This is a genomic window from Dehalococcoidia bacterium (assembly GCA_025054935.1).
Taxonomy (GTDB): domain Bacteria; phylum Chloroflexota; class Dehalococcoidia; order SpSt-223; family SpSt-223; genus JANWZD01.
Genome location: JANWZD010000004.1, coordinates 55,889 through 72,323, shown reverse-complemented (window position 1 = coordinate 72,323; position 16,435 = coordinate 55,889). Strand labels below are relative to the sequence as shown.

General features: G+C 66.1%; 18 protein-coding genes. 8 read left to right on the top strand and 10 right to left on the bottom strand.

The genetic code is table 11. From position 1 onward, the window contains the following. Window positions 1–278: 278 nt before the first annotated feature. The 6 genes from NZ773_06615 to NZ773_06590 all read right to left on the bottom strand — a co-directional run bounded on the left by NZ773_06615 (window position 279) and on the right by NZ773_06590 (window position 4,483). A complete protein-coding gene (locus NZ773_06615) occupies window positions 279–743 on the bottom strand; it encodes a pyridoxamine 5'-phosphate oxidase family protein (protein MCS6801599.1) in 465 nt (154 codons plus the stop codon). Window positions 744–753: 10 nt separating this feature from the next. Next, entirely contained in the window at window positions 754–1,215 is a 462-nt protein-coding gene (locus NZ773_06610) for a pyridoxamine 5'-phosphate oxidase family protein (GenBank protein ID MCS6801598.1), read from the bottom strand. A gap of 347 nt (window positions 1,216–1,562) precedes the next feature. Further along, a complete protein-coding gene (gene ruvB / locus NZ773_06605) occupies window positions 1,563–2,594 on the bottom strand; it encodes a Holliday junction branch migration DNA helicase RuvB (GenBank protein MCS6801597.1) in 1,032 nt (343 codons plus the stop codon). Window positions 2,595–2,610: 16 nt separating this feature from the next. Continuing rightward, window positions 2,611–3,243: a Holliday junction branch migration protein RuvA gene (locus NZ773_06600; GenBank protein ID MCS6801596.1), complete on the bottom strand. Its 633-nt coding sequence runs from the start codon at window positions 3,241–3,243 to the stop codon at window positions 2,611–2,613. Beyond that, window positions 3,240–3,728, bottom strand: coding sequence for a crossover junction endodeoxyribonuclease RuvC (gene ruvC, locus NZ773_06595; protein MCS6801595.1), 489 nt, complete (start codon window positions 3,726–3,728; stop codon window positions 3,240–3,242). The genes NZ773_06600 and ruvC overlap by 4 nt, the downstream gene beginning before the upstream one ends. Window positions 3,729–3,850: 122 nt before the next feature. Next, window positions 3,851–4,483 carry a nitroreductase gene (locus tag NZ773_06590; GenBank protein MCS6801594.1) on the bottom strand — a complete coding sequence of 211 codons (633 nt, stop codon included), beginning with the start codon at window positions 4,481–4,483 and terminating at the stop codon, window positions 3,851–3,853. 199 nt (window positions 4,484–4,682) lie between these two features. On the opposite strand from NZ773_06590, the gene NZ773_06585 reads away from it, so the two are divergent. From NZ773_06585 to NZ773_06575, 3 genes are all read left to right on the top strand, one after another. After that, window positions 4,683–5,654: an esterase family protein gene (locus NZ773_06585; GenBank protein MCS6801593.1), complete on the top strand. Its 972-nt coding sequence runs from the start codon at window positions 4,683–4,685 to the stop codon at window positions 5,652–5,654. 100 nt (window positions 5,655–5,754) lie between these two features. Further along, entirely contained in the window at window positions 5,755–6,435 is a 681-nt protein-coding gene (locus NZ773_06580) for a response regulator transcription factor (GenBank protein MCS6801592.1), read from the top strand. A 23-nt stretch (window positions 6,436–6,458) separates the two neighbouring features. After that, the gene (locus NZ773_06575) at window positions 6,459–6,602 is read left to right on the top strand and encodes a pilus assembly protein (GenBank protein MCS6801591.1); all 144 of its coding nucleotides are present in this window, start codon (window positions 6,459–6,461) and stop codon (window positions 6,600–6,602) included. A gap of 112 nt (window positions 6,603–6,714) precedes the next feature. Here the strand turns inward: NZ773_06575 and NZ773_06570 are convergent, their stop codons facing one another. Continuing rightward, window positions 6,715–7,383: a ComF family protein gene (locus NZ773_06570; protein ID MCS6801590.1), complete on the bottom strand. Its 669-nt coding sequence runs from the start codon at window positions 7,381–7,383 to the stop codon at window positions 6,715–6,717. A gap of 14 nt (window positions 7,384–7,397) precedes the next feature. On the opposite strand from NZ773_06570, the gene NZ773_06565 reads away from it, so the two are divergent. After that, window positions 7,398–8,102: a GntR family transcriptional regulator gene (locus tag NZ773_06565; GenBank protein ID MCS6801589.1), complete on the top strand. Its 705-nt coding sequence runs from the start codon at window positions 7,398–7,400 to the stop codon at window positions 8,100–8,102. Between the two features lie 52 nt (window positions 8,103–8,154). Further along, entirely contained in the window at window positions 8,155–8,841 is a 687-nt protein-coding gene (locus NZ773_06560; GenBank protein MCS6801588.1) for a GDSL-type esterase/lipase family protein, read from the top strand. Between the two features lie 165 nt (window positions 8,842–9,006). Here NZ773_06560 and NZ773_06555 read toward each other — a convergent pair whose 3' ends face one another. Continuing rightward, a complete protein-coding gene (locus NZ773_06555) occupies window positions 9,007–11,049 on the bottom strand; it encodes a hypothetical protein (protein ID MCS6801587.1) in 2,043 nt (680 codons plus the stop codon). Window positions 11,050–11,212: 163 nt separating this feature from the next. Between NZ773_06555 and NZ773_06550 the strand changes: the two genes are divergently transcribed. Next, window positions 11,213–12,481, top strand: coding sequence for a Glu/Leu/Phe/Val dehydrogenase (locus NZ773_06550; protein ID MCS6801586.1), 1,269 nt, complete (start codon window positions 11,213–11,215; stop codon window positions 12,479–12,481). A gap of 111 nt (window positions 12,482–12,592) precedes the next feature. Then, window positions 12,593–12,928, top strand: coding sequence for a hypothetical protein (locus tag NZ773_06545; protein ID MCS6801585.1), 336 nt, complete (start codon window positions 12,593–12,595; stop codon window positions 12,926–12,928). Window positions 12,929–13,019: 91 nt separating this feature from the next. Here the strand turns inward: NZ773_06545 and NZ773_06540 are convergent, their stop codons facing one another. Next, a complete protein-coding gene (locus NZ773_06540; GenBank protein ID MCS6801584.1) occupies window positions 13,020–14,486 on the bottom strand; it encodes an ABC transporter substrate-binding protein in 1,467 nt (488 codons plus the stop codon). A gap of 356 nt (window positions 14,487–14,842) precedes the next feature. On the opposite strand from NZ773_06540, the gene secF reads away from it, so the two are divergent. Then, window positions 14,843–15,811, top strand: a complete 969-nt coding sequence (gene secF, locus NZ773_06535; protein MCS6801583.1) for a protein translocase subunit SecF — start codon at window positions 14,843–14,845, stop codon at window positions 15,809–15,811. 1 nt (window position 15,812) lies between these two features. On the opposite strand, the gene NZ773_06530 is transcribed toward secF, so the two are convergent. Then, window positions 15,813–16,406, bottom strand: a complete 594-nt coding sequence (locus NZ773_06530; GenBank protein ID MCS6801582.1) for a hypothetical protein — start codon at window positions 16,404–16,406, stop codon at window positions 15,813–15,815. Between the last annotated feature and the right edge of the window lie 29 nt (window positions 16,407–16,435).

The following is a 16,435-nucleotide window of genomic DNA, read 5'->3' as shown; positions in this document are numbered from 1 at the left end:
GGCTGCGACGCCCGGCTCCGAGGTCTGGGGCGAAGTCGCCCTTCAGGCTGAAGCGCTGGGGCAGCCGTTCGGATTGGCGCCGCGCAGGGAGCGGTCGGCCGCCGACGCCGACCCGCGCGCGGAGGAAGGACCTAGCTGCTCACTCCCTCGACGTCGGCCCCCGAGGCGCGGCGGCCGCCATTCCGCGGAACGTCTGCTCCCTGGTCCGGACGGCGCCGCACAACCGTTGGGCGAAACCTCTCGCTCCGCCGCGCAAGCGGGAACGGCCGCCGACGCTGCTATCGCCCGCCCTGCGGTTTCATGGCATAGATCCGCGTCGGCTCGATCTCGACTTCGATGCTCTCAATCCCGTTTCGGCTCGCCTCCGTCCCAGGCACGGGGCGGGCGCGGCCGTAGATCGTCATTACCGCGCCGTCAAGATGTTTCTGCAGGGCGACCCGGTTATTCGTCCGGAGATCCTTGGCACGCACCGAGTTGGTGAACATGCGCATCGTCAGCCGCCCGTCGGGCTGAAAGTCGGCATGCACCATCGCTAGATGCGGCTGGCCTTTCGGACCAACCGACGCGACCGTGCAGGCGCGCTGCTGATGCCAGAGGTCAAGGAACGTCTGCGCATCAAGCCGCCAGTCCGGACGGGCAAACGTGCGTCCCACTTCGGGGGTGGCCGTTGCCGCCGACCGGTCGAGCAATTCCTGAATGCGCTGGACAAACGCCGGGTCGCGAGCAATGGTCTCCGCAGTCATTGCTCCCTCGCTAGTCTCGCTTCGGTTTCATGGCATAAATGCTCGTGATGTCGATCTCGACCTCAACGCTCTCCGCCCCCTGCCGAACGGCTTCGCTTCCGGGCACAATGCGTGCCCGGCCGTAGACCGTCGCTACCGCGCCGTCAGCGTTCTTGTTGAGAGCAACCCGGTTGTTGGTCTGCAAATCCTTCGCGCGCAGGGAGTTGGTGAACATCCGCATTGTCAGCCGCCCATCCGGCTGAAAGTAGGAATGGATAACCGCCAGGTGGGGCTGGCCATTCGGCCCCACTGAGGCAACCGTGCACCAGTGGGTGTTCTGCCAGAACTCCATAAACTGCTCGGCGTTGAACCTCCAGTCGTCACGCGCGAAGATCCGTGCCGCCTCCGGGCGAGCGTTCTTGGCCGTTCGATCGAGGATCGCCTGGATTCTGTCGAGATGCGCCTTGTCCCACGTCTTGTGTGGAGCCATCATGGCGGCTGTCCTCCCCAAATATGTCAGTGCTGACTATAGCAAATGAGTGGCGCGGCTGCGCGCTCTGCGGGGTCCGCTGCTGCCGGCGGCCATCTCGCAGGCTAGGGGTCGGCTGCCGGCTCGGGTTCGGGCGTTCGCTCGAGCTGCGCAGCGATCGCGTTCGGGAGACGCCCGCTCGAGCAGCTTCCCGCCGGGCGAGAGGCGCGCCCATGAGGAAGCGTGGGGCAGCGCCCCGCCATCGCGGGAAGAGACCGCTGCCCTGCTGACGCTCCCTCAGACCAAGGGCGTGCGCGAGGGGCCACGCCAACGAGAAGGCGTCCTGCCCTCCGCTTACGGCGAGCGAGGCGCTAGTCGAGCGAGAAAAGAGGGGGCTGGTCGGGACGGGAAGACGGTGTCTTTCGGCCGGAAGCGGTGCGAATGACATAGCCCTGCTTCAGCAGGTAGGGCTCGACTACCTCCTCCAGGGTGTCAGGCTCCTCGTTCAGCGTTGCGGCGAGCGCCTCGATGCCAACCGGCCCCCCGGCGTACAGTTCGCTGATCGTCCAGAGGTAGCGGCGGTCGAGCGCATCGAGACCGCGCTCGTCGATCCCCTCCCGTTCAAGAGCGAGCTGCGCGATCTCGCGCGTGATCACCCCTTCCCCATGGACCTGCGCGTAGTCGCGCACGCGCCGGAGCAGCCGGTTCGCGATGCGCGGGGTCCCGCGGGACCGGCGCGCGATCTCGGCCGCGCCCTCCGGCTCGATCGGGATCCCGAGGATATCCGCCGAGCGGGAAACCACCTCCGCCAGTTCCTCAGGAGTATAGAAATCGAGGTGCAGAAAGATGCCGAAGCGGTCGCGAAGCGGCGCTGTCAGCAGCCCAGCTCGCGTTGTCGCGCCAACCAGGGTGAAAGGCTTGATGGGGATCTTGATCGTCCGCGCAAACGCCCCTCGGTCGAGGACGAAATCGACCTGAAAATCCTCCATCGCCGCGTAGAGAAACTCCTCCACGACATGAGGAATCCGATGGATCTCGTCGATAAAGAGCACTTGGCCTGTTTCGAGATTGGTCAGAATGCCCAGTAGATCCTTCGGTTTTTCCAACATCGGCCCCGAGGTGGCGATCATCGTCGTCTCCATCTCGGCAGCGATGATGTGCGAGAGCGTTGTTTTGCCGAGCCCCGGCGGACCGTGAAGGAGCACATGGTCGAGTGGCTCCCCGCGCTGCTTGGCCGCCTGCAGCGCAACGCGCAAGTTGGCGACGACGTGCGTTTGGCCGATATATTCGGCCAGCCGCCGCGGCCGGAGCGACTTGATTGCCGGTTCCTCGGCGAGAGAAAGCGGTGTCGGCGCGTCCTCGTTAGGAGGCGTTCCTCGTTTGACGACCTTCTCCCGTGCCATCGCCCCCTCCTTTCCGCTAGCCCTGTGCCTGCGCCCGCAGCGCTGCTTGGACGAGCTCTTCGGCCGATTCAATCGGCCCGCTCCGCTTGCGCGCCGCTTGGATCGCTGCTTTTGCCTCGACCTGCGTGAAGCCAAGACGGCGCAGCACTTCGAGCGCTTCTTTGTCGATCTCTTGGTCAAGCGAGGGGAGGTCCGCAAAGCGCTCGTCCGCGAGCAGCGCCTCCTTCAACACTTTCCCCCGCAGCTCGGCGATCACCTTCTCCGCCGTGCGCCGCCCAAAGCCGGGCAGCCGCGCTAATTGCTCGACATCGTTCTCTTCGATGAAGCGCGCAATGGTCGAGACAGAATACACCAGCGCCTTGGCCGCTTTTGCCGCGCCGATCCCCGAGACGGTCAGCAGCTTCTCGAAGAAAATGCGCTCGTCGACCGTTTCAAATCCGATCAGCTCCGGCTTCGGATTTTGGGGGGAGACCCGGTAGAGCGTAACCACTTTCACCTTTGGCGGCGCGCCGTTCGACTGCGCCAATTTCTGGTCGAAGCTGCGCTTGACGAAGTACGGCACGATGACCTCGTAGCCGACTCCGCCGACATCGACAATGATCCGGTCTGAATGGACCTCGACGAGCAACCCTTCCAAGTACGCAATCATCCTCGCCTCGCGTTCGCGCACGTGAGCGCGAGAGCAAGCGCATCAGCGACATCAGGAGGCTCAGGAACGCGGGGGAGCCCCAGCACCTCGGCCACGGCCCGCTGAACTTGGCCCTTGCTCGCGCGCCCCTCGCCAGTGAGCGCCCGCTTCACCTGCGAGGCGGTGTAGGCCTCGACGGGAATATTGGCAAGACCAGCAGCGAGGGCGATAACGCCACGCGCATGCCCCATCAGGATCGCCGTCCGCGGCCGCTCATACCGCGTATATACGTCCTCGATCGCGACGACCACCGGCTGCATCTCGCGCAGCAGCGCGCTGATATCGCCGAAGATCGTCGCAAGCCGCTGTTCAATCGGCGCGCGCCGGTTGGCTGGGCGGATCGTCCCCCCCTCAACCAGTTCGATGGTTGCGCCGCGGACAGCGATCACCCCGTAGCCGGTCGTGCCGAGCCCGGGGTCGACCCCGACGATCCGCTGCTCCGTCATCGCCTCACCCTGACTGGAGCATCGCTCGGAACGTTCGTTCTAGTCAATCGTAGCGAAGATGGCACCAGCACGCAATCGCTTCAGGACGCTGTCGGTCCTGCCGCAGCGGAGGAGGCGACTGGCTACCCCACTCCGCCATTGACGAGCCGTTCGATCCGTCCGACGAGCTTCGGCACCTCGTGGGGAGCAATCCAGCGGGTTGGGGGAGGAGGGCGATGGGTGGGCGCCGGCGTTTCGGCTGGAAAGCCGAGATGGATGATCCCGACAATCCGGTCGCTCGGGTCGAGGTCGAACAGGGCGTTGGTCTCGGGGGCGAGAGCGAGCGGGCCGCTAGTCCAGAATGTGCCGAGCCCCAGCTCGGTTGCGGCGAGCAGCATATTCTGAATAGCGGCGGCTGTTGCCGAGTAGTCCTCCTCGCGGCGGACCGTGTCGCCGATTTGCTGGCAGGCAACCACGATCAGCACGGGCGCCCGCAGCAGCTTCGCGCCAGATTCCGCGGCCTCGGCTTCGACTTGGTCGGGCGGCGCCCCTTTTTCGCGCAGTTCGCGGCGCTTAAGAGCGCGGCGCAATTCTGCGAGCGGAATGCGGGCAGCGCCTTCGAGCACAATGAAGCGCCACGGCTGCGTGAGGTGGTGATTCGGCGCCCAAGCGGCCGCCTGGAGCACGGTCTCGATAAGCTGCCGGGGCACCGGGTCCGGCCGGTACTCTTTGATCGTTCGCCGAGCGCGGATTGCCTCCTGAACGCTCATGGTCATCGTGCGCACTCCCGAGCGAATCGTATCGAAACCCGCTGCGCTGTCCAGCGCCAGCTGGGACCGGCGTGAGCGCCTCTTACCCTTAGCCGCCGCTCGCTTTTGGCAGGGCTGACACACTATAGTATGAAATGTGCGTGACCGGAGAGCGGTCCGCGGGGCGCCTCCACGAAATCACCGGTCGAGGCAAGGCTCTGCTCCCATGAAGCGGCTCCTCCTTGCAGCGCTGCTGGTTGGCGGGTGCAGCAGCGGTCTAGGCGTGCTCTTCAGCGTACGCCCCCTTGCCGGGGTCGGCGGCGCCACTTTCTCGCAGCCACCTGCGCTCTCCCGAAGCGAGTCCAGCGCGGCCTCATCCCCGACCGCGTCTCAAGGGACCGTCGTCCAGCGCACGATTGCGAGCCGTATCCTCAGCCGCGAGTTGCCGTATCTCGTCTACCGGCCAGCTGGGGCTGAGCGCGGCGACCAGCGCTATCCCGTGCTCTACCTGCTGCATGGCCTCGGCGCCGACTGTTCGCAGTGGCCCGCGATTGGGATCGTCCAAGAAGCGGACCGGCTGATCGCGCAGCGGGTCATCCCGCCGATGGTGATCGTGATGCCAAGCGGCGAAGATGGGTACTGGATGAACCACCGCCCCGATGGCCCACGCTGGCGCGACTACCTCATCACTGAGTTTATCCCCCTGGTGGAAGCGAGTGAACCGATCGCGGGCAGCCGCGAGCTTCGCGCGATCGGCGGGATCTCGGCCGGCGGACACGGGGCGCTGCAGTTAGCGTGGAACAATCCCCATCTCTTCGCAACCGTCGGCGCCCACAGTCCCGGCTTGCGCACAGAGCGTGAAGCATTCCCCTTCTTCGGCCGGGGCCCTGATTTCGAGCGCCGCGACCCGATGTCCCTCGCCAAGCAGGTTGCGCGCCTCGACCTTGATATCTGGATCGACACGGGCGATAGCGACCCCTGGCGAGCGCGAGCGGAGCAGCTGCATCAGACGTTGCTTGAGCGAGGGATCGCGCATCAGTGGCGGCCGCAGCCGGGCGGGCATGACGGCGCCTACTGGTCAAGCCGCCTGGAGGACTATCTCCTCTTTTATGGCAACGCCTTCGCGCGGCGGCTGCGCGACAGTGCGGTGCGCGCCGCGACGCTGGTCGATCCTGCGGAGATCGCCCCCGCTAACTGACCGGAGAGAGGAGCAGGCGACCAGACCGCCGCTGTGGTAGAATGCGAGTAGGGACGCCGGGGCTCGCGCAGCGAGCAGGGTCCGGCGACCGGAGGGGTGCGTGGAGAAGATTCGGGTACTGTTGGTCGACCCGCAAGCGATCTTCCGCCAGGGGCTGCGGACCATCCTCTCCGACGAGCCCGACTTCGAGATCGTGGGCGAATGCGGCGAAGGACCCCAAGCGCTTGAACTCGTCGACTGGCTGCAGCCAGACGTGGTGATCGCCGATGTGCGGTTACCGGGGATCGACGGGCTCGAGCTGACGCGGAAGATGCGGATGGCGGCGCGCAGCACCGCCTTTGTTCTGCTCTCTGGCGCCGGCGACGACGAAGAGATGCTCTTCCAAGCGATCCGCGCCGGCGCTTCCGCCTTCTTCGGCAAGGAGACCTCCGCTGAGGAACTGATCGCGGGCATCCGCCGGGTCGCCAGCGGCGAATACCTCATCAACGAGACCGTGCTCACTCGTCCCCAAGTCGCCTCGCGCGTCCTGCGCGAGTTCCGCGAATTGAACATGGTAGAGAAGGAGATCGAGCCGCTCTTTGCGCCGCTCTCCAATCGCGAGATCGAGATCCTCGACTATATTGCGCGCGGTAACTCGAACAAGGAGATCGCCCGCGCGCTCAAAATCAGCGATCAGACCGTGAAGAACCACATCACGTCGATCTTGCGTAAGCTCGCCGTCAATGACCGGACTGCGGCGGTCGTCTTTGCGCTGCGCCGCGGGTGGATCAAGGTCGATTAGCGTCCCGCGAGGAGGAGCTCGAGATGCACGATGACGGCCAGTCAGGGCAAGGGATGATCGAATATGCCCTCATCATCTTCCTCGTTGCCGTCGTAGTGATCGCGGTGCTCGTTCTGGTCGGCCCGCGGATCGGCAGCATGTATTCCTCGCTCGTTCAAGCGATCTAGCGAGCGCCGCTTTCCCGCCCTCGCACGCCGCTCCCGCTTGCAGTCCATCCGGTTCGCGGCGCGCCTTCCCGTCGCCCGCACGCTCCGCCCAGCTGGCTGTGCCGGCCTGTCGTCAACGGTCTTTGTCAAGCTGGGCGTGGGCAACGACGAGGGCGCGCACAGCGCGAACGCCAGCCGCGCGCGCCGCCCGCGCACACTCTTCAAGGGTGGCCCCGGTCGTTATCACGTCGTCGATCAAAACGAGGGCGGGCGGCAGCGAGCCGGCAAGGGCAAAGGCGCCGGCAACATTGCGCCGGCGCGCCGCAGCATCGAGCCCAACTTGGGTCGGGGTAGCCCGCACCCGCTTCAGGCACCGGGCGACCTTCCCCCGGCGATGCGCCGCCGCGCGCGCGAGCAGAGCGGCAGGGTTATAGCCCCGTTCGCGCTCACGCTGCGGGTGCAGCGGCACCGGCACCAGCACCTCCCCCGCTGCGACGGCAGAACCGAGCGCCTCTCCAAGCTCGCGGGCAATGTCGGCGACGCCGCGATATTTCATCGTCCGGATCGCCAGCGCAAGCAGACCATGATAGGCGCCGAGCGACGCAACCGCGTCAAGCGGCGAGCCCACCCAGCAGCTGCAGCCAGCCGTCGCGCCGCAGCGAGGACAGCGAGGAACGGCCATCGGGTGGCAGCGGCGGCAGAGATACCGTCCTTCGACGCCGCAGCCGAGGCAGCGGCGCGGGAAGAGGAAATCCAGAATGCACGTGAGAACGATGGCAGCCCCTTGACTGACAGTTGCCAAAAGTATACAGTGGAATGGTAACCCGAATACTTGTGACCATAAGGAGGCGGCTCCTGACTGGACTGACTGGCTTAGCTGTTCGTCCTCGACTCCTGAGCGAGGAGATCTACACCACCCTGCGCAACGCCATCATCGAGGAGCGTCTTCCGCCTGGGATGAAAATCGTCGAAGAGCGGCTCGCCAGCGAGCTCGGCGTCAGCCGTATCCCGCTTCGGGAGGCGCTTCATAAGCTCGAACGCGACGGCTTCGTCGAATCGCTCGCTCACCGCGGCTTTCGCGTCGCCTCTTTCACCGAGAGCGACATCCGGCAAATCTACGAGATTCGCGAATTTCTCGAGGTGCCGGCAGCGGTGAAAGCGATCGACAATCTCCGCAAGACCGGCTTTACCCAGCTTGAGGAGGCGCTGGAAGCGATGCGCGAGTCGGTCAAGACCAATGAGCCGGTGCGCATCGTCAGCCAGCACGTTCGCTTCCATCAACTGATCTACAACGCCGGCGACAATCCTCGGCTGGTTCAGATGCTCGGCCCCTTCATGGAGCTTGGGTTCACCTACCGCGTGGCCCGCCGCGCGGGCATCAACGGCTGGGATGAATTTCTCAACGCGCACCAGCGCCTGATCGACGTGCTGCGCGAAGGAACGCCCGAGCAGGTGCGGGACGAGATGATCGCGCATCTGCGGCTAGGACAGCGCACGTCATTGAGTGTCCTGACCGGCTAAGCAGCCAAGCCCGGTCGAGCTCCCCGCCTAGAGCGGACGCCGTGGTCCTTCCATGATCGGCGCGCGTTGGTCCCTCTTTCTCCTCGCTACCGTGACCGCCCTCGCCAGCTGCGGCAGGCAGGATGTCCCTCCCGCTGCGCCTCGCCCCCTCGTCCTCGTCGCGATCGGCGCCTCGGACGCCGTTGGCATCGGCGCCTCCGACCCAGCGCGGACGGGCTGGGTGCCGCAAGTGCACCAGCAGATGCCCGCCGGCACGCAACTGCGCAATCTGGGGCAGCCTGGCGCTCGGATTGCTGACGCGATCGTCTCCCAGCTTCCTGTCGCCCTTGCCGCCTCTCCCGATTATGTCCTTATTTGGCTCGCCGTCAACGATTTCCTCGCCGGCACGCCGCTCTCCGCCTATGAGCGAGACCTCGATTTCCTGCTCCGCTCTTTAAGCGAGGGAACCCGCGCGCAGGTCTTCATCGCGACCATCCCGCATCTCGGTGCGCTTCCCGCGCTCGCGGGACGCGACCAGCAGCAGCTGGCGAGGCGCGTCGAGGAATGGAATGGCGTCATCGCTCGGGTGGCAGCCGCGAACGGCGCGGTCGTGGTCGACCTCGCCCGGGCGTGGCGCGACCTCGCCTTCTCCCCCGACTATGTCTCCGCCGACGGCTTTCATCCCAGCGATGCAGGCCACCGCCGCATCGCCGAACTGTTCTGGGAAGCGATGGGCGCGCCTGCGCCATCGGCGCGGTGATGACGACAAGTCGCCTCTCAGACGCGCACTCGCCGCTCACGAGAACATTGCGCCGACCTCCCCTGCCGAGCGGATCCTCCTCGAGCGGGACCGCCGCCTCCCCAGCGGGCGCGAACGCGGCGAGCGCCAAGCCGGCCGGGGCGCCCGGCAGGGGGGACAAGCGCCCTATTTCGGCAACGGCGCCCAGAACAGCTTTTTCCCCGCGATGAACCAGAACTTGCCGAGCGCCTCATCGACCGCGAGCGCAGTCATGCCGCTGAAGGTTTCGGAGACGAGCTGGCGCTGCAGGCGGCCTTCTTTGTCGAACACGACGATGCGGTGATTGGCGGGATCGGCGACGTAGACGCCCCGGGCAGTCGCTCCGGTCACGATCGCCGTCGGCTTGTTGAGCGGTTTATCGAGCGAGCGGAGATCAAATTCGGTGCCGATGCCGTCGACAAATTTCCACACCTTACCGCTCTCGGTCAGCACATAGATGTTGCCGTCGATCGAGAAGTCGCGGGCATCGGCGATCTGGGCGCCCTCGAGAATGCCCCGCATTTCAGTGTCGTATCCGCTCCAGTTCGGCAGGTAGCGCCACACCTGGTTCGCTTTCGGGTCGAGGATATACAGATTGCCGACATAGCCGCGGATCGCTTGGACGCTTTGCCATGCGCTGGCGCCTCGGACCGCAAGCTCGACAAGCGGCCGGTTCGCCGGCTGGTAGAACAAACGGCGGTCGCGGTCGAGCACGATCACCCCGACGCGAGAGCGAGCATCCACCGGGTAAAGCCACGCGATCGCCATCGGGTCGCCGACGGCGACGCCGTCGGTCTGCGTGCCTCGGACGGCGACGATCTGAGGCTCCTTCGGCTTGTTCGGCTCCAGCGCGATCTTCCGGACCCCCCACGGACTAGGGTCCAGCACGTAGGCGGTCGTTCCTCCTTCCACAACGAGGCCGCTGGGATCGCGCGCTCCCGCGGCAGCAAGGTCGATGACCTGCTGCACCCCCCCCACGCGCACGACCCGGTCGAGCTTCTGGATCTCCGCTTTGACCGCCTCCTGGAGCTTGAGGGCGGCGGGGTCGTCTCTGCGCGCATCGAGCGCCCGCCCTACTGCAAATTCCGCCTCGCGAAGACGAGTTCGCGCAAACCCTTGGTCAGTCGATGTCAGCGCGGCCCGGTAGGAGCGCTCTGCTTCGGTCATCGCGTTGACATAGGCTGCTTCGCCGCGATCTTTCGTGACCATCGTCGGCAGCGTCAGCCCCAGAGCAGCGACTACGATGACCGCGGCAAGAGCGCCAGCGAGAAAACGCCGCCAGCCGCCCGCAGCGCGCCGCTGCGGGTGAGGGCGCGGTTCTCCCGGCGCGGAAGGAGACGCTTCGTCTCGCTCCGCGCCGACGGCACGACGCGGTTCATCGCCCGCGGGGACGAACAGCCGCACTGCCGGCGCGACGCCGCGGACAAGAGCGGCCGCCGCGCCGCCCGCCCCCGCGACTACGCCCTCGATCGGCAGCGCGCGCAGTGTCTCGGCAACAGGGGAGGAGGAGATCCGCCCGCGCTGTTCCTCCGGCGCGCCGCCCGGCTCAAAGACCGCAACTCCGATCTGATTGCCGATGGCGGCATCGAGCCACCGCGCGCCCTTCCGAACCCCCGCTCTGAACCACGCCGCGATCCGGTCGGCATCGGCATACGCGATGATCTCGCCGCTGGCGAGAAGAATGATGTCATCCTGCTCGAGACGCGCCCGAATGACAATCGGGATCGGTGGGTCCTCTTCGCCAAGCGCCGGACCGGCATCGCCAGCGCCGACCTCAAACAGCTGTCCCCCGCGCACGACGTAGGCATGGGCGGCACCAGCGAGGGAGAACAGCGCTTCCGCCCCCCGGATCACAACGAGCGCTAAATCGAGCCGAAAGCGCTCGCGGGCAAGACTGCGCTGGTTCTCGCTCGCGATGCGCCGGCTCGCGCTTTGGATTCCGTCCACGAGGCGCGCGCTGACCGTTCGGTACGCTGCCGCGAACTCCTCGAGGATCGGCTCCATCGCGATCCCGGCCTCAGCATGCTTCGGTCCCCCGAGCAGGACATAGATCGTCTCGATGACGCGCTTGCCGTCCGATGCTCGGCGGCCAGCGACCTGACGGACCGCCACGCCGTCTGGGAGGATCGCGCCAACCGCAGCAAACTCCGGCGCCTGGACCGCAGTCGTGTCTCGGGTAAGGACCGCCATCGTCCTCTCCATCCGCAACGGTGGTCCAGCCGAATGCAGAGCCAGCACCCGGCCGCCGACGCTCTACAGTAGGAGCGTCTGGAGACGGCTTCAAGGAGATCGGGCCGCCCCCTCATTGTCTCTTCACGGCTGATAGAATCGGCGGCCCGAGAAGGAGGTCGAGATGGTGTCTGTCGCGCCGGCGGCGAATGCTCCTGGGCCCAATCTCTGGGAGATGGCACTCGCTCAGTTTGATGCCGCGGCCGACCGGCTCAATCTCGACGATACCCTGCGCGTCGTCCTCCGGGCGCCGAAGCGCGAACTGATCGTCAACTTCCCGGTCAAGATGGACAACGGCAAAGTGCGCGTCTTCACGGGGTATCGCGTTCAGCATAGCGTTGCTCGGGGTCCCGCCAAAGGCGGCATCCGTTATGCCCCGACGGTCGACCTCAACGAAGTCCGGGCGCTCGCGATGTGGATGACCTGGAAGACGGCGCTGATTGGGCTTCCCTTCGGCGGCGCGAAGGGCGGCGTCGTCTGCGACCCGAGGGTGCTGTCGCCCGGCGAGCTCGAGCGGCTCACTCGCCGCTACGCCACCGAGATTTCGATCATTATCGGGGCAGACAAAGATATCCCCGCCCCCGACCTTGGAACCGGCCCGCGCGAGATGGGCTGGATCATGGACACAATCAGCCAGCACATCGGCTACGCGGTCCCTGCGGTGGTGACCGGAAAACCGGTCGCCATCGGCGGCTCAGAAGGACGCGCCGAGGCGACCGCGCGCGGGATCGTCATCATCGCCGCAGCGGCGGCGCGCCACCTGAACTTCGACCTCGCGGGCGCTACGGTCGCGGTTCAAGGCTTCGGCAATGTCGGCGGGGGCGTTGTCAAGCTGCTGAGCCAGCTCGGCGCAAGGGTGGTCGCCGTCTCAGATGTGAATGGAGGAGCGTACGACCCGGCAGGGCTCGACTACGAGCGGCTGCGCCGCTACCACCAAGTCACCGGCACGGTCGACGGCTTCGGCGAACGGATCACCAACGCCGAACTGCTCGAGCTCCCCGTCGACATCCTCGTGCCGGCGGCTGTTCAGCACCAGATCACCGCTGCGAACGCTCCGCACGTCCGCGCGAAGCTGATCGTTGAAGGCGCCAACGGTCCCACCACCCCGGACGCCGACGCCATCCTCGAGTCAAACGGCGTGACCGTTGTTCCGGACATCCTCGCCAATGCGGGCGGCGTCACTGTCAGCTACTTCGAGTGGGTGCAAGATCTGCAGGAATATTTCTGGGAGGAAGCCGAAGTCAACAGCCGCCTCGAGCGGCTGTTGACGCGTGCCTTCGACGCGGTCGTCGCTCTCGCCGCTCACGAGCGGATCTCGCTTCGGCTCGCCGCCTCGATGCTGGCGGTGCACCGCGTCGCCGAGACCTATGCCGCTCGAGGGCTGTACCCGTGATCCTTCAGGAGCGATGCCGGACGGTCGGAAGCGACCTCGCCGCGGGGCCCCGGTCGATGGGCTGGCGCAGCGCGCTGCGGCGGCGATGCTGTGCCAGCAGGAGGAGGAACGATGAGCGCCGCGTGGAAGGTGGATCCTGCGCTCCGCGATCGCCATGAGGGCGAGGTGACGGTCGCCGTCCAGCTCCTTGCCGCGCCGACCGACCATGACACGGCCGTCCTCGCCAGGTTCGGCCTCTCCCCTTCTTCCAGCGCTGGCGGGCTATGGACCGGCCGGGTCGCCGCCGCCAGCGTCGCGGCGATCGCCGCCCTCCCATCGGTCGGCTACGTGTATGACGCTGACCATCCGTCGCTCGGCGGGGTCGCCAGCCGCCGTCCTCCGCTGCGGCCACGACGTCCGGCCAAGCGCGGCCATACCAAGCTCCCGCCGCGGCGCCCCGCGCGGTAACGTTCGCGCACCGGCGCGCCGCTCTCCCGCGAAAACGCCCCCGACCGGCGAGGCCGGGGGCGCGGTGTTCTCTCGGGGCGCACAGCGGCGCTTACTCGATCTTGTACACCTTGTCGCTGTTCCAGAAGACGGCGGCGTCAATCTCAAAGCCCCGCACCTTCGGGCTCGCGATGAAGAACTGCGGCGTTGCCAGCATGTAGATATAGGTGATCTCCGCTTGGTGCGCCTTGACCGCCTCGCGGATCAGCTGCTCGCGCTTAGCAGTGTCCGGCTCGGCGTAGGCGAGGTCCATCAGCCGGTCGAACTCGGGGACGCACCAGATGATGCGCTCGGGCGGGTTGTTGCAGGTGACAAACTGCCGGAAGAAGAGCAGGATGCCCAGGGCATCGGACCCGCCCGACGAGATCAGTTCGTTCCGCACCTGGTTGTTGCGGGCGTAGAATTTGTCGACCCAGATCCCCAATTCATGGCGCTGGAGACCGACTTCGACCCCGATTTGGCGCCAGTAGTCTTGGACGGCGAGGAAGAGCGAGTCGACGACCCCCGCGCCGGTATAGTCGATAGGGTTTTGGATCCGGAAGCCGTTCGGATAGCCAGCCTCGGCCAGCAGCCGCCTCGCCTCTGCCGGGTCATAGCGGAAAGGCGGGATGTCCTTGTTGAAGGCGGGCGTGCCGGGGATCGCGATCTGGTTGAGGGGCTGGGCATAGCCCTTGTAGAGGTTCTTCGCCAGCGCCTCGCGGTCGATAGCGTAATTGAGCGCAAGACGGACGCGCCGATCGAGCAGCGGGGAATTCACCCGTTCATTGGCGGCCTTGTCGATCGCGATCAGCGAACTGGCCAAGTCGGCGACGATCACTTGGTTGCCTTCGCGCTTCGCGGTTTCCGCCTGGTCGGGCGACGGGCCTGTCCAGACGATATCGATCTCGCCGAGCCGCAGGCCGTTCATCAGCGCCGTGGGCTCAGGGATGGCGCGCCAGATCACTTCGGTCGCGATCGGTTTTCGATACGGATGGGTATAGTTCGGCCGCAGCCGGTAGCGGAAGATGTCGGCGCTTCTGAACTCGACGAGTTCATACGGCCCGGACCCGATCGGCTTGATGGCGAACTCATTCCTCCCGACGCTCTCGTAGTAGCGCTTCGGCAGGACGTAGAAATACGGCGTGCCGTAGAGGAGCGAGCTGTCGCGGCCGGCAGTCAACAGGTCGATCGTGTACTCATCAACGATGCGGCTGCCGGCAAGCTTCGGCAGCAGGCCGCGCTGAGGCAGCGGCGGCGACACTTCCAGCAGGAGCTTCGCCGTGAAATCGACATCCGCTGACGTCAGCTTGTCCCCATTCGAAAAGGTCATGTCTTTGCGGAGGAAGAACCGCCACCCTTGATCGTTCGGCAGGAACTCCCACCGCTCAGCAACCGCGGGCTGCAGTTGGAACCCTTTGCCGAGGGTGGTGAGCGTATCGAACTGATTGCTGAAGATCTGGTTGTTGGCGGAGGAGCTTTCCGGGCTGGCACTCGTCGGGAACCCCGGCCGGCCGAAGCGAAGCACCTGCTGAGCTGCCATCCGCTCCTGTGGCTGGCCCGGCGCGCCCGGCGATGGCTGCTGCGCCGGCGCGCAAGCCGCTGTGAGCACCGCTACGCCGAGGAGTGCCCGAACAATCGGTCTGCGCATCTGCTGTTCCCCTTCCCGCAAGAGCTTGCTCAACACTTGGTGCATTATTCATCACCGGATGAAGAACGGCAACGTTTTTGGAGCACACTGGGAGCTCCGCAACCGCGCGCCGTCCCTGTCCCCCGCTCTCTCTGCCGGAGTGCCGACGACGAGCGACGGTGAAGCGGGACCGCCCGCTCGTCGCCGCGCGCCGGTTGGTGCGGGACGACGCTGGTCGAGTAGACTCCGCTCAGTCGGAGGGATGGCGCGTGCTTGACTTTGTCTCCAAGCGGAACTGGTATTACCTGCTGTCGCTGCTGTTCATCATCCCCGGCGCGATCTCGCTCCTCATTCCCCCGGCGCTCGTTCCCGGCATTGAGTTCACCTCGGGAACCACCTTCACGGTGCAGTTCTCCCAATCTGTTCCTCAAGATGAACTCCGCGCCTTCATGGCGCAGCAAGGATTTCCCGAAGCGATCATCCAGCGCAGCGGCGGCGACCAGTATCTCATCCGGACGCGAACCTTGCGGGACGAAGTGCGCGATGAGGCCGGCGCTCTCGTCCAGCAAAGCGACCGCGAACGGCTGTTAAGCGGGATGACTGAGCGGTTCGGCCCGGTTCGGCTGCTGGACTACAACTCCGTCTCGCCGACAATCGCGGCCGAAACGGTTCGCAACGCCGCAATCGCCGTCGCGGCGGCCTCGGTCGCCATCCTGCTCTACATCGCCTTCGCTTTCCGCCAAGTCTCCCATCCTTTCCGCTACGGCAGCTGCGCCATTATCGCGATGGTACATGACGTGCTCGTTGTGCTCGGTATCTTCTCGATCCTCGGCAAGGTCGCCGGCGTAGAAGTCGACTCGATGTTCATCACGGCGATGCTGACGGTGATCGGCTTCTCCGTGCACGACACCATCGTCGTCTTCGACCGCATTCGCGAGAACTTGAAGCGGCACGGCACCGCGAACTTCCCGGCGGTCGTCAATCACTCCATCATGCAAACGATCGGGCGCTCGATCAACACGTCGGTGACGGTTATCCTGACCTTGCTCGCGCTGTATCTCTTCGGCGGCACGCCGACGCGCACATTTGTGCTCGCCTTGATGATCGGCATTATCTCCGGCACCTACAGCTCGATCTTCAACGCCGCGCAGCTGCTGGTGACGTGGGAAGAGGGCGACATTCCGCGCTTCTTCCGCCGGCTGCGCGGCGAGCGGCCGGCGCCGCAAGCGACTGCCTAGCCTAGCGCGCTGCCCGGCGCCACTCGAGCCAGTCGGCCCAGCGCGGGTCCGCCGCGGGGTCGTACTGATCAGCGTGATAGATCACCCGCCCTGCATCATCGAGAGCGACAAGGAGCCAGCGGCTTCCCGGGAGATGGACAAACGTTGAATACTCTCCGACGCGCCAGGCGTCGAGCGCCTCTCGCGAGCCCACCTCGAAGCGAAGCGGCGGGCTGCCCTCCGCCACGACCCAAAATTCATCCTGATGCAGGCGGTCCTTCCGCTGACGAAGCGCAACCACCGCGCGGCGGTCGACGGCGACTTCGCCCCGGCGCAGAGCCGCACGCTCGGTGACGAACCGCTGGCGTGCCCGCAGGACAACAAGAGCGATGGGCAGCGCGATCAGGGCGGCTGCCACGCCGCCGGCAAGGAGCCCCGCGCCGGCATTGCGCGCCGCAAGACCGATGCCGACCCCCACGACGACAACGGAGGCCGCCGACACGAGCGCGAACAGGCGCGCCGCGCGGCGGAGCAGCGCGCCGCCTTCCCGCAGCTTCTGTTCGACCGCAGACGACATGGCATAGGTCATCCGCACGGTCGGCACCGCCCCGATCATCAGCCGGTCTCCTCAAGCGGGCGGGAACT